The sequence below is a fragment of the Streptomyces sp. HSG2 genome (assembly GCF_016598575.1).
GTDB lineage: Bacteria > Actinomycetota > Actinomycetes > Streptomycetales > Streptomycetaceae > Streptomyces.
This window is the reverse complement of the sequence record NZ_CP066801.1, coordinates 4,570,808-4,593,846: the sequence shown is the minus strand read 5'-3', so window position 1 is coordinate 4,593,846 and position 23,039 is coordinate 4,570,808. Positions and strand designations below refer to the sequence as shown.

Below are 23,039 nucleotides of genomic sequence, written 5' to 3'. Positions count from 1 at the left end.
GGTGGCGGCGGACGCTACGGCGCTGGAGCGACCCTGACCCGCGGATTTTACGCCGGGTCTCCCCGGCGCGGCAGGGGCGGGTCTCCGCGCCGACGGTCACCGCCCCGACGCGCCGCCCCTCCCGCGCCGGGGAGGGGCACGCCCCGTACCGGGCCGGCCGGCCGGGGATGGATCAACTCTCGGTGACTCCGGCCGAGTCGAACGTCGCCACCTCGTGCATGGCCCGCGCGGTGCTCTGCACCAAGGGCAGTGCCAAGAGCGCCCCGGTGCCCTCGCCGAGCCGGAGGTCGAGATCGACCAGAGGTCGCAGCCCCAGCTTGTTGAGCGCGGCGACATGGCCTGGCTCGGCGCTGCGGTGCCCGGCGATGCAGGCGGCGAGGACCTCCGGGGCGATGGCGCGGGCGACCAGGGCCGCCGCGCCGGCGCTGACGCCGTCCAGGATCACCGGGGTTCGCAAGGCCGCGCCGCCCAGCAACAACCCGACGATGGCCGCGTGTTCGAAACCGCCGATCGCCGCGAGCACACCGATCGGGTCGGCCGGGTCGGGACGGTGCAGTTCGATCGCGCGCCGGACCACCTCGGTCTTGCGGGCCAGGGTCTCGTCGTTGACCCCGGTGCCCCGGCCGGTCACCTCCGAGGGGTCGGCTCCGGTGAAGACCGCGATCAGAGCGGCGGAAGCGGTGGTGTTGGCGATGCCCATCTCACCGGTCAGGAGCGCCTTGTTGCCGGCGGACACCAGGTCGCGGGCGGTCTCGATGCCGATCTCGATCGCCTGCCTCGCCTCTTCGCGGCTCATCGCGGGCCCCGCCGTCATGTCGGAGGTGGCGGGCCTGATCCTCCGGGGCAGCAGCCCGGGGGTGGCGGGCAGGTCGGTGGCGACACCGACGTCCACGACGCAGACCTCTGCGCCGACCTGCGCGGCGAAGGCGTTGCACACCGCTCCCCCACTCAGGAAGTTGGCGACCATCTGGCCGGTCACCTCCTGCGCCCACGGTGTGACGCCCTGGGCGTGCACCCCGTGGTCCCCCGCGAAGATCGCCACGGCGGCGGGCTCGGGAATCGGCGGCGGGCACTGCCGGGACAACCCGGAGAGCTGGGCCGAGATGATCTCCAGCATGCCGAGGGCTCCGGCGGGCTTGGTCATCCGCTTCTGTCGCTCCCACGCCTGGCCGAGCGCCTTCGCGTCCAGCGGGCGGATCTGCGCCACGGTCTCGCCGAGGAGGTCGTGGGGGTCCTCGCCGGGCAGCGCCCGGCGGCCGTAGGACTCCTCGTGGACCACCCACGACAGAGGTCGGCGCTTGGACCAGCCCGCGCGCGTCAGCTCGGGCTCGTCCGGGAAGGCGTCGACATAGCCGAGGCAGAGGTAGGCCACGACCTCCAGGTGCTCGGGCAGATCGAGTGCCCGGACCATTTCGCGCTCGTCGAAGAAGCTGACCCACCCCACGCCCAGGCCCTCGGCACGGGCGGCGAGCCACAGGTTCTCCACGGCGAGCGCGGCCGAGTACGGGGCCATCTGCGGCTGGGTGTGCCTGCCCAGAGTGTGGCGGCCCCCCCGGGTGGGATCGGCGGTGACGACGATGTTCACCGGGGTGTCGAGGATGGCCTCGATCTTGAGTTCCCGGAACTGCTTGGCTCGCCCCTTGGGCAGGGACGTGGCGTACGCCTCCCGCTGACGCTCCGCCAGCTCGTGCATGGCGCGACGGGTCTCGGGCGATCGGATGACGACGAAGTCCCAGGGCTGGGACTGGCCGACGGACGGCGCGGTGTGGGCGGCCTCCAGAACGCGGAGCAGCACCTCGTGGGGGACGGGATCGTCACGGAACCCGTTGCGAATATCGCGGCGCTCCCGCATGACGCGCAGGATCGCCTCGCGTTCGGAATCGGCGTACCCGGGCGCGGCGGGGGCGCGGGAGGGACCGGCCGGCACATCGTCGGCCGCCGCGTCCGGGGCGGGCGACTCCTCGCCGGTTCGGGGTCCCGAGGCCGTCTCACGATCCGGTGCCTCGGGGTCGGCGAGGTTCTCCGGGTCCGGTCGGGCCGGCGGGGCATCGGGCCCCTCGGGGGCGGTCCGGTCGGCCGGTGGGGTGGGCGGCCGGAGGTCGGCGCGGTCGAGAGCGTCGGACGACGGCTCCCCCGACGGCAGGGGGGCGGCGGGCGAAGTCGGTGGTGAGGGTGGGGCGTCGTCGGGACGACCGCTCTCGGGGGCGGCGCCCGGGCCGCGGACGGCTTCGGGAAGCGCCCGCGCCTCCTGCCCGCTCTCCGCGTCGCCCGAGTGCTCCTGCTCCTGCTCCTGCTCCTGCTCCTGCGGGAGGGTGGTGGGTGCCGCCGGTTCCGGGAAGGACGGGGAGGCGACCGAAGCGCTGGAGCCGAGAGGCACGACCCCCCGGCTCTCCGGGTCCCGATCCGTCGAGGCGATGGGCGCGCCGGCCCGATCGGCTCCCGAGTCGTGTCCCGCCGCGGTCTCGGCGAGCGGGACGGAGGTGGACTCCGGTCCCGGTGCGGGGTGCGCCGCGGGCTCCGGGGCGGGAGCCTTCTGGAGGAACGTCCCGGACTCCGGCAAGGCCGGCTCGTCGGTCGGCGGTTCCTCGGCCTCGCTCGCGCGCTCGGTGTCCCCGGCGCGCCCGGCGCGCCCGGTGGGCTCGGGCTCCTCTCGCGAGGGCACCGGGAGAGGGTCGGCGGGATCGGGGGGTCGGGTATCGGGGTGTGCGGGCGGGACCTCGGCGCCCGGAGGCAGCGCGGGCCCCCCGGCCCCCACGTCGGTCCCGGTCGGCTCTTCGGCGCCCGTGTCCGGCGCCGCGTCGTCGCCACCGGTGTCGGCATCCGGTGTGCCGGGGGTGGCGAGACCACCCACCGCCGTCCGCGAGTCCTCGGGCGCGGCGGTGTCCGGTGCCGGCGGGGCCACCGGGGCGCTGGCCGGAGTCGTCGCTTCGAGGGCGGGGGGCACGTCGACGAAGGGGGCTCGATCACGGACCGCCATGCGGTCCGGCACCGTCCGCGTGGCCTCGGGCGGCGGAACGTCCTCGGGCGGCGGCGCCGCGTTCGCCCTCTGCCGCGCCTCCTCGTCGGCGGCAGCGGGGGCGGACCGTTCCGGTACCGGAGGTTCCGCTCCGTGCGGCGCCTCCTCGCCGTCGGCCGTCTTCTCCTGGGGTACCGGGGCGGCGGGCGCGGAGGTGTCGCCGGGCGGCATGGGAAGCGCCGTCAGCGTGCCGCCGGTCGCGGCGACGGCCTCGGTCGACACCCGCGCGACGACGGCCTGGGCCGCGTCGCCCGAAGCGGCCGGCGGCACCGGCCCGGGGACGGGCTCGGGCCGCGTCACGACGGCCTTCGGTCCTCCGGGCTCGGGCGAATCCGGGCCGGGCTCCGCGGGATCCCGCGGCGTGGGGGGGGCGTCCGGAGCGGTGGGGGGCTCGGCGGACGTCGGCGTGTCGCGTATCGGCTGCCGGGCCGGTCCGCGGTCGGCGAGCGATCGGACCGGGCTGGCGGAGGCGTCCGGGATGAGGGGTCCCAGATGCAGGGGGCGGCGGAGGGTCACGTTCGCCGGGTCGGGGGAGGCGGGTCGGCTCGCGCCCGTGTCGTGTGGCGCTCCGGACTCGGCGGGCCGGGGCGCGGGCGGTGGCAGCACCTCCACGACGGGTTCGGGGGCGGGCGGCGCGACCTCGTTGCCCCAGGCTCCGCGCGCTCCGGGCAGCAGGAGCAGATCGTCGTCCTCGGATGTGCTCTCGGAGAGGTAGGGGTACGCGTCGGGCGCGGGGGCGCCTCGCTGCTCGACCATGCCTGCGTTCTCCGGCTGTCCCTCGCCCGGGACCCGGCCGGTGTCGGTCATGCCTACCCCTCGTCCATCGATCGGTGCCGCCGCGACCGGCTCGCCGGAACGGCTCGCCGACGCCTCCGTGGTGGAGAACGAGCGCGCGTGCCCGGTGGCACGACCGCCCGCGGCAGAGGCGGACGAGCCCTCGTCGAGCGGCGTTCTCGCGGTCATCGGTCCGCCGCGGGGTTCGGCCGCGTCGGCCCGTCGGGGAGCGTGCTCCTGCGCGCGCCCCGGGTTCCGCCCTACCGCACCGGCCGAAACGAGGTGGTGTCCTGCGGCGCTCGGCCGAGGAACACCGCGCGGCGCAGTGCGGTACGACGATCGGTCAGCCTACCGCGCCGACAGCGGTGACCGGATCATCGGGCACGAGCAGGCAGGGCTCCGCAGAGCAGAAACGCGACGCTCCGTCGCGCCTCCGTCCAGTCCCGTGTGTCGAGGGCGACGGACTGGAGCAGTTCGCAGGCGACGCGGTAGCCGTGCTCGGCCAACGTGCGACCGATCGCCTCCGCCCCGTCGCGGGTGACGGCGTGCGCCACGACCCGCTGGGGGCGGCGGTCCGCGACCGCCGAGACCACCCCCGCTCCCCCGCCCGCGACCCGGACGACGTCGGGTTCGGGAAGCCCCTCCAACACGTGGGGCGCGGCACCCCGCACGACCTGGATGAGGACGCCCCGCTCCCGCGCAGCGGCTGCGGTCCGCCGGCACGCCTCGGCGGACCGGTCGACGGCGATGACGGCCGCGCCCGCGCGGGCCGCCTCCACCGTGAAGGCTCCCGTGCCACACCCGATGTCCCAGACCAGGTCGCCGGTGCGGGGCCCGAGTCGGGCCAGTTGAGCTGTCCTGAGCACCTCGGTCTCCCCTTCTCCGGGATCAGCGCCGTGGACCTCGCCTGGGAGAGTCCAGCCGCGTGGGCCGACGGCGGGGTCACGACCGGCGATCCAGGAGGCGCCGGTTGCGGCGGGGGCGACCGACCCGCCCACCACGACGACGACGTTGGGATCGCGCCAGGTGTGATCGGCGGCCCGGTCGGAGGTGACGACACTGACCCGTTCGCGGTCGGTGCCGAGTTCCTCGCAGATCACGAAGGTCCGGTGGACGCCCTCCAGGAGGAGTCCGAGTTCGGCGGGGCCGGCACCCGGAGTGGTGAGGACGGCGACCTTGGGGTGTGCCCGGCACACGTTGACCGCCCGGCGCAGCGTGCGCGGGTGGGCGACGGTGACCTGCGCGTCGTCCCAGGGCATGCCGGCCCGCGCGAAGGCGGCGGCGACGGACGACACGGCCGGTACGACCTCGACCTCCAGGCCGAACTCGGGTGCGCGCAGGGCTCGAACGACACCGAAGAATCCGGGGTCGCCGTCGGCGAGGACCACGGCGGAGCCCCGGTGCCGGGCGATCCTGCGGGCGGCGAGGGTGGCACTGCCCAGGGGGACCCGTTCCGCGCCGGCCGGTACCTCGGGGAGCGCCAGGTGGTGCGGCGCGCCGGCCACGAGGGAGGCGGCGGTCAGCGCGGAACGTGCCGAGGCGGTCAACGGCGAACCGTCCCAGCCGATCACCGTGACCCGGTCGGCCATCGTCGTCAGCCTCCAGGATCCTCGCCGGTGGTCGGCGCCTTCGGGTAGGGCGGCACGGTGAGCGTACCCGGTGCGGGCGGCGTGTGTTCGAGGGGCGCCGCCCGCCTCGTCAGTTCCAGTCGCCGTACGAGACGAAGTCGGTCTCCACCGGTCGGTCGGCCGCCCCGTCCAGGTCCTCCGGCAGCAGGCTCCAGACGATGAAGTCGGTGCGCAACTCGCTCCAGGTGCCGTCCTCGGCGCGGGCGTGTGCCAGACAGGCGTTGCGCAGGACCCCTTCGCTGACGCACCCGATCTTCTGCGCGACCTGCTGGGAGGCGGTGTTGCCGGCCGCGGTGCGCAGTTCGACGCGTTCGAAGCGTTGGCCCTGGAACAGCCATCGGGCTGTGGCCAGGGCGGCCTCGGCCGCGTAGCCCTCGCCTCGCGCCCAGGGGGCGACGATGTATCCCAGCTCGGTGGAGCGGGTCCGCCAGTCGACGTGCCCCAGGCGGACGATCCCGACCAACCGCTGGGTGAGGAACTCGGCCACGCCGAGGTCGAGTCCCCGACCGGAGGCCCGCAGGGCGGGGGCGTCGTCGCCGATCCACGTCCGGGCGTTCCGCTCGGTGAAGGGGCGCGGGACGTCTGTCCAGGTGGTGACCTGCTCGTCGTTCATCATCGCGGTCAGCGCCGGCACGTCGTCCTCGTCGAGGGGGCGCAGCACCAACCGCTCCGTGCTGATGGAGATGTCGGGCAGGGTGCTCGTCATGCGCCGCTCCGTATACCGTCGGTACTCGTCGGCACCCGAGGGGGTCGACACCGTCGGGCGCTGCTGAACTGCCCAGCATGCAGCATGAAACCACCGCCACGCACCACGGGGTCCGCGCCGTGGTGGGCACGGACCCCGCGGGTGCCCGCGTGGGCGGTCAGAAGGCGGGGATAACGGCCCCGGCGTAGTGGTCGGCGATGAACCCGCGGACCTCCTCGGAGGTCAGCAGTTCGGCGAGCTTCACCACTCGGGGGTCGTCCTCCCGGCCTTCCTTGACGGCGAGGAGGTTGGTGTGGGGGTTGCCCTCGGCGGACTCCAGGAAGAGCGCGTCCTCGGTCGGCGTGAGGTCGGCGTCCAGGGCGTAGTTGCCGTTGACGACGGCGGCGTCGACGTCGTCGAGGGAGCGCGGCACCGAGGCGGCCTCCAGTTCCTCGAAGCGGAGCTTCCTGGGGTTGTCGGCGACGTCCGACGGGGTGGCGTCGGTGCCCGCTTCCTCCGCGAGCGTGATGAGTCCGGCGTCGGCGAGCAGGTGCAGGGCCCGGCCCTCGTTGACGGTGTCGTTGGGGATGGCGACGGTCGCGCCCTCGTCCAGGTCGGCTGTGCTCTCCACCGTGTTGGAGTACAGACCTTGCGGCTCCAGGTGGACGTCGACCACGGGGACTATGTGGGTGCCGTTCTTCTCGTTGAAGTCGTCGAGATAGGGCCGGGTCTGGAAGAAGTTGGCGTCGACGGAACCGTCCTCGGTGGCCGTGTTCGGGGTGACGTAGTCCGTCACCTCCTTGACCTCCAGGTCGAGTCCCGCCTCGCTCGCGAGGTTGTCCCGGACGAAGTCGAGGATCTCGGCGTGCGGCGCCGGGCTCGCGGCGACGACCAGCGCTCCGGAGGTGTCGGTGGTGGGGTCCTGATCGGCTCCGCAGGCGGTGAGCGCGAGGGCCAGGGTCGCCGCGGCGAGGACGGACGTGGTGATCTTGGTGGTGTGGCGCACGAAAAGTGCCCTTTCCGGTGTGGGGCGCGGCCTGGTTGAGGATGCCGCGGGATCTTGGGGGGCGTTCAGGGAATCGGGTCGGCGTCCCCCGCGACGGACACGAGGCGCCCCCGTCGCCGTCCGACCCGGGGGCTCGGGCGCGCGGCGCGGGCCCGGAGGGAGCGAGCGGTCCGGTCGCCGGCGTACTGGACGAGGGAGATGGCGACCGCGAGGATCGCGACGGTCACCCACATGAGCCCGGTCTCGAAGCGCTGGTACCCGTAGCGGACGGCGAGGTCGCCCAGGCCGCCGCCGCCCACGGCGCCGGCCATGGCGGAGTAGCCGATCAGGGCGACGACGGTGGTCGTCGTGGCGGCGACGAGGGAGGGCAGTGCCTCGGGGACGAGGACCTTGCGGACCACGCTCCAGGTACCGGCGCCCATCGACTGGACGGCCTCCACCAGCCCGTGGTCCACCTCGCCGACGGCCGTCTCGACCAGCCGGGCGAAGAAGGGGATGCCACCGATGGCGAGCGGCACGATGGCGGCCGTGCTGCCGATGGTCGTGCCGGTGAGCCAGCGGGTGAAGCCCATCAGGGCGACCATCAGGATGATGAACGGCATCGACCTGCCGACGTTCACGAGTTGTCCGAGCACCCGATGGGCCAAGGGGACGCGCAACAGTCCGCCCGGGCCCGTCAGCACGAGCAGGACACCGACGGGCAGCCCGACCACGACGGCGACGAGCGTGGACCAGCCGACCATGATCAGCGTCTCCACGCCGGCCTGTGTCAGCAGCGGTTGCATCTCGCTCCAGGTCACCGGGCACCCCCGAGAGCCGGCTCGGGGGCACCGTGCACGGGGTCCACCTGGAGGCCCTGCTCCCGCAGGAAGCCGACGGGGACGACGTTCTCCGTGTACCGGCCGGGCAGTTCGATGCGCATGCGCCCGATCTGAAGACCGGCGACCGTGTCGACGGCCGCGCCCAGGATGGAGATGTCGATGTTGTAGGTGCGCGCCAATCGGGAGATGACCGGCTGCGCGGCGGAGTCGCCGCGGAAGGTGACGTCGAGGACGGTGCGTTCGTCGGAGGAGGCTTCACCGCTCACCGGGAAGAGCGCGGCGGCCAGTTCGGAACCCGGGGTCGCCATCAGGTCGGCGACGGTGCCGGACTCGACGATCCGCCCCTCGGCCATCAGCGCCGCCGAGTCGCAGACGCTCTTGACCACGTCCATCTCGTGGGTGATCAACAGCACGGTGAGCCCGAGTCGCCGATTCAGGTCGCGCAACAGCTCCAGCACGGATCGGGTGGTCTCGGGGTCCAGCGCGCTGGTCGCCTCGTCGGAGAGGAGCACGTCGGGTTCGCCCGCCAGGGCGCGCGCGATGCCGACGCGTTGTTTCTGTCCGCCGGAGAGCTGTGCGGGGTACCCGGACGCCTTGTCCACGAGGCCCACCAGGTCGAGCAGTTCCAGGGCCCTGCGGGACCTCTCCCGTCCGGAGACGCCCAGGATCTCCAGGGGAAGCTCGACGTTCTCCTGTACGGTCCGCGACGACAGCAGGTTGAAGTGCTGGAAGACCATGCCGATACGGCCGCGCGCCCGGCGCAGTTCGCGGCCGGCCCGGGGGCCACGCCCGGCGAGGGCCGTGAGGTCCCTGCCGGCCACGGTGACCGTTCCGGACGTGGGGCGCTCCAGGAGGTTGACGCAGCGGATGAGCGAGGACTTGCCGGCGCCGGACTGGCCGATGACGCCGAACACCTCGCCTTCGCGGACGTGCAGGTCGACACCGGCGAGGGCGGTGACCTCACGGCCGCGCGATCGGTAGACCTTGGTGAGGCCCGTGGTGGTGATCACGTGGATTTCCGTCGCTGTCGAGTGCGCGGGCACGAGCCCGTGCACGGGTGTGTTCGGGGGACGAGATGCGGTACGCCCGCGGGCGGGAGTGACGCCGACGCGAGAGGCCACGAGGCCGGGCTGGGGTCGCGCGCGGAGGCGTGGAGAAGGACGGCTCGCTTCGGGGCGCGAGGCTCAGGCGATGCGGGGGCCCTCTAACAGGCGCACATTCGACGGGCGCGGCCGCGAAGGACACCGGGCGTCGGAATCGCCTCGGTCGCGGGGGTGCGGTCGCTCGTCGTGCTCATGCGGCCAGTAAAGCAGACATGTACCCCCGAACGGACAAAGCCGTCCGGATGCCGGACAGCTCGAAGACGGCGCGCCGATCGACGGCTTCCGGCCCACGAGGGCCGTCCTCGCCCGTGATTCCCCGCCTCGGCCGGCGGCGCCGGGCCCGCGAGGCACCCGGGGCGCGGCCCGGGGCGAGCACGGATGTGACGGATGCCACGCGCGGCTCGGGCCCGAGGGGCCGCCTCCGGCCACCCGCGCGGACCGTAATAGGCTCCCCGGCATGCTTGCTGTGCTGATGGTGACGGTCGGGGTCGCCGCCCTGTCGCTCGCCGCCTGGTGCGGCTGGGCCGCCTACCGCGACCAGCCGACCAAGGACTGGCACTTCATCGGCATGGCGGTGGTCACCGTGCTGGCCTTGGCGCAGTTGGTGGTCGGCGTGGTGGAACTCGCCCGGGGTCGACAGGCCGAGCAGGGGACGACGATCTTCGTGGCGTACCTGTTGGGCGCACTCGCCTGCGTGCCGGCGGCCGGGTTGCTGTCGCTGGCCGAGCGCACCCGCTGGGGGTCGGCGACGGTGGCTGCCGGCGGTTTCGTGCTGGCCGTGCTGGAGGTCCGCCTCCACGACATCTGGGGAGGCTGAGGTGGCCACGCCGGATCGGACCGAAGACGCGGACGCGGGGCGCCTCGTGGCGGGACCCGGAGTGCTCGTGGTCTGGCTGTACGGGGTGATGGTGGTGGGCGCGGTGTCGCGATCCGTCTACCAACTCGCCACCGAGTTCGATCGCGCTCCGCTCGCCTACGTGCTCTCGGCGGTCGCCGGAGTCGTCTACGGCTTCATCACGTACACGCTGCTGCGTGGTGGCGAGCGGGCCCGCCGGGCGGCGGTGGCCTGCTGTGCGGCCGAACTGGTCGGCGTCCTGGTCGTCGGCACCTGGACGGTGGTGGATCCGTCGGCCTTCCCGGACGCGACGGTGTGGTCGGAGTACGGAAGGGGATATCTGTTCATCCCTCTGCTGCTGCCCTTGACCGCGCTCCACTGGCTGCGTAGGGCCCGACGCTCCTGACGGGCCCGAGGACGCCGCGCCACGGGGACTCAGGCCGTGGCGGCGTAGTCTCCCGCGCTCTTCTCCAGGACGACCATCTCGACGCCGTCCGCGCCTCGGGCGGTTCCCACCACCTCGTAACCGACCCGCCGGTAAAGGCCCCGACCACGCTCGCCCCGACTGCCGGTGAGCAGTCGGAAGCGGGTGGCGCCGCGCCGCCCGGACAGCTCGGACTCCGCGGCGCGCAGCAGTCGCGCGCCGATGCCATGCCCCTGAAGTCGGGGGTGGACGCACAGCTTGCCGATGGCGGCGGCGCCGTCCTCGTCCGTACGACCGCGAACCGAACCGACGACCTCGTCGCCGAGGCGCGCGACGAACACACAGTCCGCGGCGACCTCCGCGCGCACCGATTCGAGCGTCTGGACCAGCGGATCGATGCGGTAGTTGCCGTAGCGCTCGGCCTCACCCTGGAAGCAGAGGTACTGCAGCCGGAAGATGTGCTCCGCGTCCTCGGGGTTCGCCGCCGAGATGGTCACACTCATGCCCATGTGCGCATGCCTCCCGCTCACCTGATCAGCTATGGTCACCCCCACTCCTATCCCCGCCGTCGACCGGCCGCAACCTCCGGCACGCTCGGACGACGGGCGCATCTCGGACATCACACGCATTCCACCCCCAGGCGCCGCTGTGAGATACCCAACTCCCCCGCCCTTCGCTGCCATACCGCCCCCGCCCGGCCGATCCCCCGAGTCGAGCGGACGGGAAGGAGAGAGCACCCGCCCCGTCCGCGCGACCCACCGGCGACTCAGCGGTTCGCGAAGTCCTCCCGGGCCAGCACCCCGGTGTCCGGCTGGTCGGTGAAGACACCGTCGATCCCGGTGGCGAAGTACGCGCGGTAGGCACCGAAGACGTCTCCGTAGCCGTCGGGGGCGTCGCCCTCGCGGAAGTCGGCGGGGAGGAAGGGGTTCTCGTTGCGCACGGTGTAGGGGTGCAGGATCAGGCCCGCCCGGTGGGCGTCGCGCACCAGCGTGGTGGGCCGGGTCAGCCGCCCCGCCGAGTCACGGGGGATGACCAGGTCGAGCGTCGGGCCGATGCCGCGGGCGTAGGAGGCGATCTCGGCCAGCCCCTCGGGCGTGACGAGATCGGCGACGGTGCGCGGATCGCCGGACTCCTCGAAGTCCCAGGGGCGACTGTCCGCCGTCCACAACAGCACGACCGACGGGGTGTCCACCAGGGCGCTCATCCTCTCGATGCTGGTGGGCTCGAAGGACTGCAGGATCACCGGCGAGTCGCGCCGGTCCCGCCGGTGGCGGCGGAGCACCCGTGCGACGAGTTCCTCCATATCGAGACCGAGCCCGCGGAAGTAGGTGGGGTGCTTCAACTCCGGATAGATCCACACTTGCCTGCCCCGGATCCGGGTCTGCTCGTCCTGCCAGCGCAACACCTCCTCGAAGGTGGGGATCTCCCAACGGCCGTCGTAGAGCGTGTTGTGCGGGCGGTTGGTCGGGATGCGCTCGGTCGCGCGGAGCGTCTTCAGCTCCGCGAGTGTGAAGTCCTCGGTGAACCAACCGGTGACGGACTCGCCGTCGAGCGTCTTCGTGCACCGACGGTCCGCGAACTCGGGGTGGTCGGCGACGTCGGTGGTCCCGCCGATCTCCGGTTCGTGACGACAGACCAGGTGACCGTCCGCTGTGGGCACGAGGTCGCCCGCCTCGACGATGTCGGCGCCCAGGTCCAGGGCCAGTTGGTAGGCGGCGATGGTGTGCTCGGGTCGGTAGCCGCTCGCACCGCGGTGGCCGATGATCGCCGGGGTCGGCAGCCCGTCCAGGCCCCGCCCGCCGCTGGTACGGGCACCCGCCGCCGCGGCCGTGCCCGGCAGACCGAGCACGGCCCCGCCCGCACCCAGCATCGCCGCCCCGAGCAGGGCGCGCCGCCCCGCCACACCCGGTCGCTCGTCCGTCCCGCGCGTTCCCATACGTAGCCTCCACACCGTCTCGTCCATGGCGGGGCGATCCTACGGACGCCGAGGTGACGCACGGGTAACGGGACACCGACGCCTTGACGACGGATCTCCCGCCGGAGCGGTCCGGACCGCCCGTCACACCGCCCGGCCGCACCGTGCCGCCGCCGGCGGTTTCCCGGCCGAGGCCCCAGACCGGCGAGCGGTTGGCGCACAGGCCCCTTGGCCGGCGCGTGAATGGACGGCCTGTCGATCGAGACCAGCCGCAGGGGTCCCGGTCGACCCCGCTCCGGGAGCAGGCCACCTGTGAAGCGGGGGCCGTCCCAAGGCGGGGGCGATCCCCGCGGGCGCGGGGAGCAGGCTGCGCGACCTGCGGTCATATTCGTGGTGGACGGGCGCAGGCACCCCGTCCACGCACGCAGGGCCGTATACGGGTCGGGCAAGGTCCACACCAGGTGACGGCAGAGCAGGATGTCGAACTCCTCCTGCCCGGTGGGCGGCGCGACGGCGTCCCCGACCAGGAAACGGCCCGCGAGACCGGCGGTCGTCAGCTTGGCACGGGCGGCCTCGACCATCCGCGGTGCCAAGTCCACCCCGGTCACCCGGTGCCCGGCCGCCGCGATCAGTTCGGAGAGCGACCCGGTGCCGGCGGCGCCTCGAAGGGGCGGGTCCGGACGACGAACGACGCGAGGTGCCGTCCGGTCGCGTCCTCCACGACCGTCACCGACGAAGGCAGGCGCCGGCGCGGCCCGTCGACGCCCGGTGAGAGGCCGGTGACCCGGCGTGCGCCCGGTCAGTGGTCGGGAGTAGTGTCCTCACTCGCACCGTGTCGTACCAGCATCGGAGGGCCCGTGTCCCGTTTCGCGCTCATCAAGGCAGTGCTCGGTCCGATCACGCGCCTGATGTTCCGGCCGAGAGTGGAGGGCGTGGAGCACATCCCCGCGGACGGCCCGGTGATCCTGGCCGGGAACCACCTGACCTTCATCGACTCCGTCGTCCTTCCGCTGGTCACACGCCGTCAGGTGGTCTTCATCGGCAAGGACGAGTACGTCACCGGGAAGGGCCTCAAAGGGCGGGCGATGGCCTGGTTCTTCACCGGCGTCGGCATGATCCCGGTCGATCGGGACGGCGCGGGCGGCGGTGTGGCGGCGCTCATGACCGGCCGTCGCGTGCTGAGGGAGGGGCGGGTGTTCGGCATCTACCCCGAGGGCACCCGATCCCCCGACGGTCGCCTGTACCGCGGCCGCACCGGGATCGCCCGACTGACGCTGATGACCGGCGCGCCGGTCGTGCCGTTCGCCATGGTCGGCACCGACAAGGTCCAGCCGGGAGGGAGGGGCCTTCCGCGCCCGGGGCGGGTCACCGTCCGCTTCGGCCAGCCGATGGAGTTCTCCCGGTACGAGGGGATGGACCGGGACCGCTACGTGCTGCGCGCGGTGACGGATTCCGTCATGGCCGAGGTCATGCGCCTCTCGGGGCAGGAGTACGTGGACATGTACGCCACCAAGGCGCGGAAGGCCGCGTAGGGCCTCCGGACTGGACCGCGCGCCCCGTAGGGGGTCCGGACCGGGAGGGTGGATGGCCGTCTCCGCGGGGGCGGTCAGCGGGCGCCGTCCTCCAGTCGCTGGCCGCCGAGGAGGAACCAGGCGGCCAGGGACGCGGCGATCAGCACCGCGGCGCCGGCGCCGGTGGCCAGGGTCAATCCCTCGACGAACGCGCCCCGGGCCGCGTCCAACAGGTCCGCCGCCCGAGCGGCGGGCAGGTGGGACGCCGCCTCGACGGCGGCTCCCAGCGAGTCGTGCGCGGAGTCCGGGGTGCCCGGCGGTCCGGTGAAGTCCCGGTAGGCGCGGGTCACGAGGGAGCCGAGCAGGGCGATGCCCAAGGCGGCTCCCAACTCGTAGGCCGTCTCGGAGACCGCGGAGGCGGCGCCCGCCTTCTCCTCCGGAACACCGGAGAGGATGACGTCGGAGGTGACGGTGAAGGAGAGCCCGGCGCCGACGCCGACGACCAGGAGGACGGCCCCGAGCATGGGGTAGGCGGTGTCTTGGCCGACGAAGGTGAGGACGGCGAGCGCGAGGCCCACCGCGGCGAGTCCCCCGGAGACCACCGATCGGACCGAGAAGCGCCGGGCCGCCCGTCCGGCGACCAGTCCGGCCGCCACCGCTCCCGCCGCCGCCGGCAGCTCGGCCAGTCCGGCCTCCAGCGGGCCTCTGCCTTGTACCAGTTGCAGGTACTGGGAGAGGAAGAAGATCAGACCGGACAGACCGAGGATGGTCAGCAGGTCGGCCAGGACGGCGGCGCTGAACCCGCGGTCGCGGAACAGGCGCATGTCGAGCAGGGGGACCGCCAGGGTGAGCTGGCGTCGCACGAAGCCGTACAGGGCGGCGGCCCCCAGCAGGCCCGCGAGCGAGGTGGGCCAGGCCCATCCGTGCGCGGCGGTCTCCTTGACCGCGTACACCACGCCGACCATGCCGAGCAGCGACAAGGCCACCCCGGTCATGTCCCACGGGCCGGGGGCGGGGTCGCGTGACTCGGGGAGCAGTCGCCCGCCCACCAGGACCAGGACGGCCATCACCGGCAGGTTGATCAGGAAGACCGACCCCCACCAGAAGTGCTCCAACAGGAAGCCGCCGACGATCGGGCCGACGGCCGTTCCGGCGGACGCCGCGGCGCCCCAGACGCCGATGGCGAGACTGCGCTCGCGCGGGTCGTCGAAGAGGGTGCGGATCAGGGCCAGCGTGGCCGGCATGAGGGTCGCTCCGGCCACGCCGAGCAGGGCTCGGGCCGCGATCATCATCTCGGGCGTGTGCGCGTAGGCGTTGAGCACCGAGACCGCGCCGAAGGCGGTGGCGCCGACCAGGAGGACGCGTTTGCGGCCCACGCGGTCTCCGAGGCCGCCCATGGAGACGAGCAGCCCGGCGATCACGAAGGAGTAGACGTCGCCGATCCACAGCAGTTGGGTGGCGGACGGTGCCAGGTCCTCGCTGATGTAGGGGGTGGCGAGGCCGAGGACGGTCGCGTCGACCGCCACCAGCAGGACGGCCAGGGCGAGTACGCCGAGCGCGGGCCAGCGGCCGGGGGGCGCGGTGCGTTCGCCCCGATCGGCCGGTTCGGCCCGCAGGACGCCGCTCAAGGGGTCGCTCCGCGGCGGACTCCGCCGAGCAGCAGCTCGGTGACCATGGGCACGAAGTCCTTGGGCGCGACCCGTCCCTCCGCGACGGCCCACGCTCCCGAGGCGAGCAGCCCGTACAACGCCTCGGTCAGCCAGACCGGGGTGAGTTCGATCCGGAACTCGCCGCTCTCCTGGCCTCGGCGGAACAGGGCGGCCAGTCGGGCGTCCATGCGGGCCCAGCCCGCGTTCTGAGCCTCGCCTTCGTAGAGCTGGTTCTCGCTGTAGAGGAAGGCCAGCAGTCCGGCGGCGGGCTCGATCTCGCGCACGAGGCGACGCACCGCGTCGGCCGCCGGGCCCTCGTCGGGGCGGGCCGCCGCGAGCGCCGCCTCGCATTCGGCGATACCCCGCTCCTCCAAGGCCCGTACGAGCGCGTCACGTCCGGCGAAGTGGCGGTGGAGGGTGGCGCGGCTGGTCCCCGCGGCCCGTGCCACCTCGTCCATCGTCGCGGTGGGCTTTCTGGAGAGGAGCGCGGCGGAGGTGCGCAGTACGTGGTCACGGTCGACGGCCATGGGACGACGATAGCCCATATGACACATGAAAGTCTCATTTGGGTCATGTGTGACTCATGCGCGGCGTCCCGTCGGGAGGTCGCCGACGGGAGACCGCGCGACCGGGTCACCGCCCGGCGTCCACCCAGTCCCGCTGAACGGCCAGGTCCGCCGTGACCTCGGCGAGTTGGGCGGCCACCGCGCTCGGCGCGGTACCTCCCCGAGCGCCGCGGGAGGCGATGGCACCGTGGACGTCGAGAACGGAGCGGACCTCGGGGGTCAGTCGGGGGGAGATCGCCGCGAACTGCGCGTCGGTGAGCTGGTCCAGCTCCTTCCCCTCGGACTCGGCGAGCTTGACGCATTCCCCGGCCACCTCGTGCGCGACGCGGAAGGGCACGCCGTCGCGGACCAGCCAGTCGGCGATGTCCGTGGCGAGCGAGAACCCGGCCGGCGCCAGCTCCTCCATACGCTCCCGGTGCACGGTGAGGGTCGCCATCATCCCCGTGAAGGCCGGGAGCAGGATCTCCAGTTGGTCGACGGAGTCGAAGACCGGCTCCTTGTCCTCCTGGAGATCGCGGTTGTAGGCGAGCGGGAGCGCCTTGAGCGTGGCCAGCAGCCCCGTGAGGTTGCCGATCAGGCGCCCCGACTTGCCCCGGGCCAGCTCGGCGATGTCGGGATTCTTCTTCTGCGGCATGATCGACGAGCCGGTGGAGAAGGCATCGTGGAGCGTCACGAAGGAGAACTCCCTCGTGTTCCAGATGATGATCTCCTCGGCGAGACGGGAGAGATCCAACCCGATCATCGCGGTCACGAAGGCGAACTCCGCGGCGAAGTCCCGGGAGGCCGTGCCGTCGATGGAGTTGCCCGAACTGCCCCGCTCGAAGCCCAGCTCCTCGGCGACGGCCTCGGGGTCCAGGCCGAAGGAGGAACCGGCGAGCGCCCCGGAGCCGTAGGGCGACACCGCCGTGCGGTGGTCCCACTGGCGCAGCCGCTCGGCGTCCCGGGACAGAGCCTGGACGTGCGCGAGGACGTGGTGCGCGAAGAGCACCGGCTGGGCGTGTTGCAGGTGTGTGCGGCCCGGCATGGCCACGTCCGGATGGGCCTCGGCGAGACCGATCAGAGTCTGCTGGAGGTCGGCGACGAGCCCGCCCAGGATCCGGGCGTGGTCCCGCAGGTACATCCGAAACAGGGTCGCGACCTGGTCGTTCCGGGAGCGCCCGGCCCGAAGCTTGCCCCCGAGGTCGGGGCCGACCCGCTCCAGGAGGCCCCGCTCCAGGGCGGTGTGCACGTCCTCGTCGGCGACCGTGCCGAGGAAGGCCCCCGACGCCACGTCCGCCTCCAGCCGGTCGAGGCCCGCGAGCATGCCGGTCAGCTCGTCGGCGGTGAGCAGACCTGCCGCGCGCAACACGCGGGCGTGGGCGCGGGACCCGGCGATGTCGTACGGCGCGAGCCGCCAGTCGAAGTGGACGGACGCGGACAGCTTCGCCAGCGCCTCGGCGGGGCCGTCGGCGAACCGCCCGCCCCAGAGCCGGACGTCACCGCTGTCGTTGCTCACCTGCTGTGCTCCTTGTCGATTCCGGGGTCCGGGACGGTGGCGCCGCCTCCCCGCCGGGACGGGGGAGGCGGGGCGGCTAGGCCAGGTCGCGCTTGGCGGCGATCTTCGAGGACAGAGCGTAGATGTCGATGAAACCCTTGGCCGCCGACTGGTCGTAGGTGTCGCCGGTGTCGTAGGTGGCGAGGTTGAAGTCGTACAGCGACTTCTCCGAGCGCCGCCCGGTGACCACCGCGCGACCGCCGTGCAGGGTCATCCGGACGTCTCCGGTGACGTGCCGGTTGGCCTCCTCCACGAATCCGTCCAGGGCCCGCTTGAGCGGCGAGAACCACAGGCCGTCGTAGACCAGTTCGCTCCAGCGCTGCTCGACACCGCGCTTGTACCGGGCCAGCTCCCGCTCGACGGTGACGTTCTCCAACTCCTGGTGCGCGGTGATCAGCGCCATGGCGCCGGGAGCCTCGTACACCTCCCGGGACTTGATGCCGACCAGGCGGTCCTCGACCATGTCGATGCGGCCGATGCCCTGGGCGCCCGCCCGCTCGTTCAGCTGCTGGACGGCCTGGAGCACGGTGACCGGCTTGCCGTCGACGGCGACCGGGACGCCCGCCTCGAAGCTCACCACGACCTCGTCCGGCTCCCGGGACTCGGCCGGGTTCCGGGTGTACTCGTAGATGTCCTCGATCGGGGCGTTCCAGATGTCCTCGAGGAAGCCGGTCTCGATGGCCCGGCCGAAGACGTTCTGGTCGATGGAGTACGGGGACTTCTTGGTCGTCGCGATCGGCAGGCCCTTCTGCTCGCAGAAAGCGATGGCCTTGTCCCGCGTCATGGCGTAGTCCCGTACCGGGGCGACACACCGCAGGTCGGGGGCGAGAGCCACGATGCCCGCCTCGAACCGGACCTGGTCGTTGCCCTTGCCGGTGCACCCGTGCGCGACGGTGTCGGCTCCGTGCTTGCGCGCGGCGGCCACCAGGTGCTTGACGATCGTCGGCCGCGACAGCGCGGAGACCAGCGGGTAGCGGTCCATGTAGAGGGCGTTGGCCTTGATCGCCGGAAGGCAGTACTCCTCGGCGAACTCGTCCCTGGCGTCCGCGACCTCCGCCTCCACCGCACCACAGGAGAGCGCGCGCTTGCGGATGACGTCCAGGTCCTCGCCGCCCTGGCCGACATCGACGGCGACGGCGATGACCTCGGCGCCCGTCTCCTCGGCGATCCAGCCGATGGCGACGGAGGTGTCCAGACCGCCGGAGTAGGCGAGTACGACGCGCTCGGTCACGGGCTTCTCCTCACAGTGCAATCACTTGACATGCATGAGTATGCAGGCTTCCGCATGATTCGTCAATCGAGGCGCCCAGGGCGTCACGGAGGCCCCGTCCGCCGGCGAACGGCGATCCACGCGCGACGAAGCGGTCACGCCACTCCCCCGGCCCACTCTCCGACCGACGAGCACCTTCGAGGCCCGGGCCTCGGGCCGTCCGGGCCGACCGCCCGGGGGGTTCACCCGAACGACGCACACCGCCCTCGGAAGGTCGCGCGCCTTCCAGGACTGCCGGATCCCTCGCCGCCGGCTACCGTCCGAGCCATGCGATGCGTACGCGCCACCCTCGTCTCGGTGGCCCTCCTCACCCTCACGGTCGGTCCCGCCCGGGGGGCGGAACCCCCGCCGCTCCTCCCCGACCGCATGGCCGACACCGGAGGCGGCGAGCAACTCCTCACCGCCGTGGCCCCCGACACGGCTTCCACGACGGGCACGCTCACCTGGTGGCAACGGGAGGACGGCCGGTGGAGGGAGATCGGCTCGGCCCCCGCTCGCTTCGGCGCGCGCGGCCTGACCGAGGGCACGACCCGCCGGCAGGGCACCTCCACCACCCCCACCGGGATCTACGACCTCCCCTACGCCTTCGGCGCCCTTCCCGCGCCCCCGGGCACGAGCCATCCCTACCGGGCGGTCCACGAGAACTCCTGGTGGTGCCAGGACAACACCTCCCGCGCCTACAACCGCTGGACCGAACCGCTCGCCGCCGACTGCGCCGCCGACCGGGCCGAACACCTGTCGTCCTACCGACCTCAGTACGACCACGCCCTCGTCGTCGGCTTCAACTACGACCGCCCGGTGCGAGGACGCGGTGCCGGGATCTTCCTGCACGTGGACGGGAAGGGCGCGACCGCCGGATGCGTGTCGGTCCCGGCCGAGGCGATGCGGAGGATCCTCGGCTGGGTCGACCCGGCGCACCGGCCGCACATCGCGATCGGCACGGCGGACGGCCCGACCGCGATCGTCCGCCACTGAACATCCGGGGAGCGCGGCACGTACACGTGGGCCGACGGTCTTGTCCCCCGGAGGAAACCGTGACCACCACGCTCGCCGGCGGCCGTGCCGCCCGACGACAGACGATGCGCCGCATCCGGCCGCGACGTTCCCCGGCCGTCCCCCTGCTGCTCGCCGTGTGGGCGGGCGCGGCGGGCGTGTTGTGGCTGTGGTGGCGCAACACGCCCGCCATCTCCGACGACGCCGGTCGGATCCTGAACGCCGGCCGGATCACCGGACTGCTGGCCGGCTACCTGATGGCCTTGGTGGTCCTGCAGATGGCCCGCGTACCCGCCCTGGAGCGCCGCGTGGGTTCCGACCGTGTCGCCCGGTGGCACGCCATGTCCGGCCGGTACACCCTGTGCCTCACCCTCGCCCACGTCCTGCTCACCATGTGGGGGTACGCCCTCCAGGCCGGCGGAGGGCTCGGCACCGTCGTCGCCCAGACCGTCGAATCGATCCAGGGACTTCCCGACATGGGCAAGGCCGCCGTCGGCACGGCGCTTCTGGCGGTCATCGGGTCGGCCTCCGCCGGCCCGGTGCGCCGAAGGATCCCCTACGACGCCTGGTACCACCTGCACCTGCTGACCTACGCGGCGGTCTTCCTGGCCTTCTGGCACCAGCTGACCACAGGCTACGACTTCGCGGTCGAGCCGCTGGCCACCACCGCCTGGTACGCGCTGTACGGGTCGGTGACCGCGCTCGTCGTCTGGTATCGCGTCCTCACGCCGCTGCGGCTGAACCTGCGGCACCGGCTCCGGGTCGACTCGGTCGTCGAGGAGGCGCCGGGCGTCGTGTCGGTGTTGATCGGCGGGCGGCGGCTGCACCGGATCGGGGCGGAGGCCGGGCAGTTCTTCCGCTGGCGGTTCCTGGCCCCGGGCATGCGGTTCAGCTCGCACCCGTACTCGCTGTCGGCCCCTCCTCGGCCTGACACGTTGAGGATCACCGTGAAGGCGATGGGCGACCACAGCGAGCGACTGCGGGAGCTGAGGCCCGGCACCCGGGTCTGGGCGGAGGGACCCTACGGGGCGCTGACCGCGCGGCGCCGCAGCCGCGGCAAGGTGCTGCTGGTGGCGGGCGGGGTCGGGATCACGCCGATGCGCGCCCTCTTCGAGACGCTGCCGGGTTCCGGCGGGGACATCACCCTGCTCTACCGCGCCAACAGCACCCGGGACCTGGCGCTCTGGAGCGAGCTGGCCGCGATCGCCGACGAACGGGGGGCCCGGCTGATGTACGCGGTGAACAGCCCGGACGGGGAGCGCCCCGACATCTCGGCGGAGACCCTGACCAGCAAGATCCCGGACATCGACCGTCACGACGTGTTCATGTGCGGACCACCCGGCTTCGCCCGGTCGGTGTACGAGGCGTTGCGCGGGGCGGGTGTGCCGGCCCGTCGCATCCACCACGAGTCGTTCGCGATGTGAACGACAGTCAGGAGCTGAGGGCCCATGAGGAAGAGTCATCCCCTGCGCCGCGCGGTGTTGGCCGGCGCGGCGACCGTCACCGGGATCGTGCTGCTGCTGTCGCTGAAACCGACGACGGATCCCGGTGCCGCGGTGGCGGGCGAGGCGGCGCCGCCCGCGACGGCCGCCCCGTCCGCCCAGGGCGGCCGTGACGCGGTCTCCGACACGGTGGACGGGGACGTCGTCGACACCCGGTTCGGCGCCGTCCAGGTGAGGATCACCGTGAGCGACGGCCTGATCATCGCTTCCGAGGCGGTCCAGGCGCCCGAGGGCGGCCAGTCGGGCCGAATCAGCTCGGACGCCGTGCCCCGGCTCGACCGCGCGGCGGTGGCGGCGGGCGGCGCCGACATCGACGCCGTGTCCGGGGCCACCTACACCAGCGCGGGGTATCGGCAGTCCCTGCAGTCCGCCCTCGACCGGGCGGCCGGTTGACGGCGGTCGGCGCGGTCGGGGGCGGGTCGGTGATCCGACACACCGTGGAGGCGATGGGCACCGTCTTCTCCTTCGACGTCCGCGGCGGCGAACCCGACACCGTCGGGGCGGCGGTGGCCGAGGCGGTGGCCGAACTCCACCGGTCGGACTCGATGTTCAGCACCTTTCGCGCCGACAGTCCGATCAGTCGGCTGGCCCGGGGGGAGGTGGCCCTCGGCGCGTGCCCGCCCCAGGTGGCGCGGGTGCTGGACCTCGCCACCGCGGCGACCCGGGTGAGCGGCGGCTGGTTCAGCGCGTCCTACGGGGGGCGGATCGATCCGACCGGGATCGTCAAGGGCTGGGCCGTCGAGCGCGCGGCCCGGCGGGTGGCCGCGGCGGGTGCGAGCGGGGTCAGCGTCAACGGAGGCGGGGACGTCCAGGTGCTCGGCTCGCCGGGCGAGGGGCGAGCCTGGCGGGTCGGTGTCGCGGACCCCCTCCGACCCGGTGGCCTGGCCGCCGTGATCTCCTCGGCCGGCACGGAGGGCGTGGCGGTGGCCACCTCCGGCACGGCGGAGCGCGGGGCCCACGTCGTCGACCCCCGCACCGGGCGTCCGGCCGCCACCGACCTCGTCTCGGTCACCGTGGTGGCCCCGCGGCTGACCTGGGCGGACTGCTGGGCCACCGCGGCCTTGGCGATGGGGTCGCGGGAGGGCCTGCCGTGGCTGGACTCGCTGGGCGGCGTGGAGGGGCTGATGGTCACCTCGGGAGACGAGACACGGTGCACGCGAGGGCTCGCCGCCTGGCTGGGCTGAGCCGGCGGCCGGCTCGACTCGCGTCCGCCCCGGAGGGTGGGCCCCGGGGGGACGCCCGGTGTCGCGCGTGGGACCTCAGGGGCCGTTCTGCGCCAGCCGCAGCAGGTGATCGGCCAGGTCCTGGCCTCCCGTGGGGCGACGGCTGATGAGGAGCAGCGTGTCGTCCCCGGCGATGGTTCCCAGGATGTCGTGCAGCTCGGCCTGGTCGATCGCGGAGGCGAGGAACTGCGCGGCACCCGGCGGGGTACGCAGCACCACGAGGTTGGCGGAGGCCTCCGCCGAGATCAGCAGCTCGGCGGCGAGCCGGCGCATCCGCTCCTCCTTCGCCGACTCTCCCAGGGGCGCTCGGGGGGTGCGGAACCCGCCCTCGCTGGGCACGGCGTAGATGAGGTCGCCGTCGGTGTTGCGGATCTTCACCGCGTTCAGCTCGTCCAGGTCCCGGGAGAGCGTGGCCTGGGTGACGGTCAGCCCGTCGTCGGCGAGGGCCTTGGCCAGTTGGCTCTGCGAGCGCACCGGCCTGCGGTTGAGGATGTCCACGATGCGTCGGTGACGCGCCGTGCGGGTCTGCGGCACCGCGGGCCCGAGGCCTCCCGGGCCCTCACGGTCCTGCTCCTGGCTCATCG

The 23,039-nt window shown here is 73.2% G+C and carries 20 protein-coding genes and 1 pseudogene; 7 read left to right on the top strand and 14 right to left on the bottom strand.

The window, feature by feature from the left end:
• Nucleotides 1–172: 172 nt before the first annotated feature.
• The 6 genes from cobT to JEK78_RS19920 all read right to left on the bottom strand — a co-directional run bounded on the left by cobT (nucleotide 173) and on the right by JEK78_RS19920 (nucleotide 8,940).
• Nucleotides 173–3,823: a nicotinate-nucleotide--dimethylbenzimidazole phosphoribosyltransferase gene (gene cobT, locus JEK78_RS19945; RefSeq protein WP_200261546.1), complete on the bottom strand. Its 3,651-nt coding sequence runs from the start codon at nucleotides 3,821–3,823 to the stop codon at nucleotides 173–175.
• Between the two features lie 341 nt (nucleotides 3,824–4,164).
• The gene (cbiE, locus tag JEK78_RS19940) at nucleotides 4,165–5,379 is read right to left on the bottom strand and encodes a precorrin-6y C5,15-methyltransferase (decarboxylating) subunit CbiE (protein WP_200261545.1); all 1,215 of its coding nucleotides are present in this window, start codon (nucleotides 5,377–5,379) and stop codon (nucleotides 4,165–4,167) included.
• A gap of 109 nt (nucleotides 5,380–5,488) precedes the next feature.
• Nucleotides 5,489–6,124, bottom strand: a complete 636-nt coding sequence (locus JEK78_RS19935; RefSeq protein ID WP_200261544.1) for a GNAT family N-acetyltransferase — start codon at nucleotides 6,122–6,124, stop codon at nucleotides 5,489–5,491.
• A 157-nt stretch (nucleotides 6,125–6,281) separates the two neighbouring features.
• Nucleotides 6,282–7,109, bottom strand: a complete 828-nt coding sequence (locus tag JEK78_RS19930) for a MetQ/NlpA family ABC transporter substrate-binding protein (RefSeq protein WP_200261543.1) — start codon at nucleotides 7,107–7,109, stop codon at nucleotides 6,282–6,284.
• A gap of 65 nt (nucleotides 7,110–7,174) precedes the next feature.
• A complete protein-coding gene (locus JEK78_RS19925; RefSeq protein WP_200261542.1) occupies nucleotides 7,175–7,909 on the bottom strand; it encodes a methionine ABC transporter permease in 735 nt (244 codons plus the stop codon).
• A complete protein-coding gene (locus JEK78_RS19920; protein WP_200261541.1) occupies nucleotides 7,906–8,940 on the bottom strand; it encodes an ATP-binding cassette domain-containing protein in 1,035 nt (344 codons plus the stop codon). Before JEK78_RS19920 ends, JEK78_RS19925 begins: the two co-directional genes overlap by 4 nt.
• A gap of 550 nt (nucleotides 8,941–9,490) precedes the next feature.
• Between JEK78_RS19920 and JEK78_RS19915 the strand changes: the two genes are divergently transcribed.
• Together JEK78_RS19915 and JEK78_RS19910 are read left to right on the top strand one after the other, a co-directional pair.
• Nucleotides 9,491–9,850: a hypothetical protein gene (locus JEK78_RS19915; RefSeq protein ID WP_200261540.1), complete on the top strand. Its 360-nt coding sequence runs from the start codon at nucleotides 9,491–9,493 to the stop codon at nucleotides 9,848–9,850.
• A gap of 1 nt (nucleotide 9,851) precedes the next feature.
• Nucleotides 9,852–10,274 (top strand): hypothetical protein, encoded by a 423-nt coding sequence (locus JEK78_RS19910; RefSeq protein WP_200261539.1) that lies wholly within the window; start codon nucleotides 9,852–9,854, stop codon nucleotides 10,272–10,274.
• A gap of 29 nt (nucleotides 10,275–10,303) precedes the next feature.
• Here the strand turns inward: JEK78_RS19910 and JEK78_RS19905 are convergent, their stop codons facing one another.
• From JEK78_RS19905 to JEK78_RS23530, 3 genes and pseudogenes are all read right to left on the bottom strand, one after another.
• Nucleotides 10,304–10,801, bottom strand: coding sequence for a GNAT family N-acetyltransferase (locus JEK78_RS19905; RefSeq protein WP_200264270.1), 498 nt, complete (start codon nucleotides 10,799–10,801; stop codon nucleotides 10,304–10,306).
• A gap of 257 nt (nucleotides 10,802–11,058) precedes the next feature.
• A complete protein-coding gene (locus JEK78_RS19900; protein ID WP_200264269.1) occupies nucleotides 11,059–12,228 on the bottom strand; it encodes a glycerophosphodiester phosphodiesterase in 1,170 nt (389 codons plus the stop codon).
• A 377-nt stretch (nucleotides 12,229–12,605) separates the two neighbouring features.
• Nucleotides 12,606–12,860: pseudogene (locus JEK78_RS23530) on the bottom strand (class I SAM-dependent methyltransferase); the annotation flags it as partial.
• A gap of 204 nt (nucleotides 12,861–13,064) precedes the next feature.
• Between JEK78_RS23530 and JEK78_RS19890 the strand changes: the two are divergent.
• Nucleotides 13,065–13,739: a lysophospholipid acyltransferase family protein gene (locus JEK78_RS19890; RefSeq protein ID WP_200261538.1), complete on the top strand. Its 675-nt coding sequence runs from the start codon at nucleotides 13,065–13,067 to the stop codon at nucleotides 13,737–13,739.
• A 74-nt stretch (nucleotides 13,740–13,813) separates the two neighbouring features.
• On the opposite strand, the gene JEK78_RS19885 is transcribed toward JEK78_RS19890, so the two are convergent.
• The 4 genes from JEK78_RS19885 to JEK78_RS19870 all read right to left on the bottom strand — a co-directional run bounded on the left by JEK78_RS19885 (nucleotide 13,814) and on the right by JEK78_RS19870 (nucleotide 18,698).
• Complete coding sequence (locus tag JEK78_RS19885; protein WP_242483151.1) at nucleotides 13,814–15,346, bottom strand: MFS transporter; 1,533 nt, start codon at nucleotides 15,344–15,346, stop codon at nucleotides 13,814–13,816.
• Nucleotides 15,343–15,894 (bottom strand): TetR/AcrR family transcriptional regulator, encoded by a 552-nt coding sequence (locus tag JEK78_RS19880; protein ID WP_200261537.1) that lies wholly within the window; start codon nucleotides 15,892–15,894, stop codon nucleotides 15,343–15,345. Before JEK78_RS19880 ends, JEK78_RS19885 begins: the two co-directional genes overlap by 4 nt.
• A 106-nt stretch (nucleotides 15,895–16,000) precedes the next feature.
• On the bottom strand, nucleotides 16,001–17,428 hold the full coding sequence (gene argH, locus JEK78_RS19875) for an argininosuccinate lyase (protein ID WP_200261536.1): 1,428 nt from the start codon (nucleotides 17,426–17,428) through the stop codon (nucleotides 16,001–16,003).
• Nucleotides 17,429–17,504: 76 nt separating this feature from the next.
• Complete coding sequence (locus tag JEK78_RS19870) at nucleotides 17,505–18,698, bottom strand: argininosuccinate synthase (RefSeq protein WP_200261535.1); 1,194 nt, start codon at nucleotides 18,696–18,698, stop codon at nucleotides 17,505–17,507.
• A 306-nt stretch (nucleotides 18,699–19,004) separates the two neighbouring features.
• Between JEK78_RS19870 and JEK78_RS19865 the strand changes: the two genes are divergently transcribed.
• Genes JEK78_RS19865 through JEK78_RS19850 form a run of 4 tightly spaced genes read left to right on the top strand, consistent with a single transcriptional unit; the run spans nucleotide 19,005 to nucleotide 22,416 of the window.
• Entirely contained in the window at nucleotides 19,005–19,712 is a 708-nt protein-coding gene (locus JEK78_RS19865; protein ID WP_200261534.1) for a L,D-transpeptidase family protein, read from the top strand.
• A 59-nt stretch (nucleotides 19,713–19,771) separates the two neighbouring features.
• On the top strand, nucleotides 19,772–21,154 hold the full coding sequence (locus JEK78_RS19860) for a ferredoxin reductase family protein (RefSeq protein ID WP_200261533.1): 1,383 nt from the start codon (nucleotides 19,772–19,774) through the stop codon (nucleotides 21,152–21,154).
• Nucleotides 21,155–21,178: 24 nt separating this feature from the next.
• Complete coding sequence (locus JEK78_RS19855; RefSeq protein ID WP_200261532.1) at nucleotides 21,179–21,625, top strand: FMN-binding protein; 447 nt, start codon at nucleotides 21,179–21,181, stop codon at nucleotides 21,623–21,625.
• Nucleotides 21,626–21,678: 53 nt separating this feature from the next.
• Nucleotides 21,679–22,416, top strand: a complete 738-nt coding sequence (locus JEK78_RS19850; protein ID WP_200264267.1) for an FAD:protein FMN transferase — start codon at nucleotides 21,679–21,681, stop codon at nucleotides 22,414–22,416.
• 75 nt (nucleotides 22,417–22,491) lie between these two features.
• On the opposite strand, the gene JEK78_RS19845 is transcribed toward JEK78_RS19850, so the two are convergent.
• The gene (locus tag JEK78_RS19845) at nucleotides 22,492–23,037 is read right to left on the bottom strand and encodes an arginine repressor (protein ID WP_200261531.1); all 546 of its coding nucleotides are present in this window, start codon (nucleotides 23,035–23,037) and stop codon (nucleotides 22,492–22,494) included.
• Between the last annotated feature and the right edge of the window lie 2 nt (nucleotides 23,038–23,039).

Coding starts and splice junctions, on each gene's coding strand:
- cobT (WP_200261546.1), bottom strand. CDS start 3,823: ATGACCGACACCGGCCGGGTCCCGGGCGAGGGACAGCCGGAGAACGCA.
- cbiE (WP_200261545.1), bottom strand. CDS start 5,379: ATGGCCGACCGGGTCACGGTGATCGGCTGGGACGGTTCGCCGTTGACC.
- JEK78_RS19935 (WP_200261544.1), bottom strand. CDS start 6,124: ATGACGAGCACCCTGCCCGACATCTCCATCAGCACGGAGCGGTTGGTG.
- JEK78_RS19915 (WP_200261540.1), top strand. CDS start 9,491: ATGCTTGCTGTGCTGATGGTGACGGTCGGGGTCGCCGCCCTGTCGCTC.
- JEK78_RS19905 (WP_200264270.1), bottom strand. CDS start 10,801: ATGGGCATGAGTGTGACCATCTCGGCGGCGAACCCCGAGGACGCGGAG.
- JEK78_RS19900 (WP_200264269.1), bottom strand. CDS start 12,228: ATGGGAACGCGCGGGACGGACGAGCGACCGGGTGTGGCGGGGCGGCGC.
- JEK78_RS19880 (WP_200261537.1), bottom strand. CDS start 15,894: ATGGCCGTCGACCGTGACCACGTACTGCGCACCTCCGCCGCGCTCCTC.
- JEK78_RS19865 (WP_200261534.1), top strand. CDS start 19,005: ATGCGATGCGTACGCGCCACCCTCGTCTCGGTGGCCCTCCTCACCCTC.
- JEK78_RS19855 (WP_200261532.1), top strand. CDS start 21,179: ATGAGGAAGAGTCATCCCCTGCGCCGCGCGGTGTTGGCCGGCGCGGCG.
- JEK78_RS19850 (WP_200264267.1), top strand. CDS start 21,679: ATGGGCACCGTCTTCTCCTTCGACGTCCGCGGCGGCGAACCCGACACC.
- JEK78_RS19845 (WP_200261531.1), bottom strand. CDS start 23,037: ATGAGCCAGGAGCAGGACCGTGAGGGCCCGGGAGGCCTCGGGCCCGCG.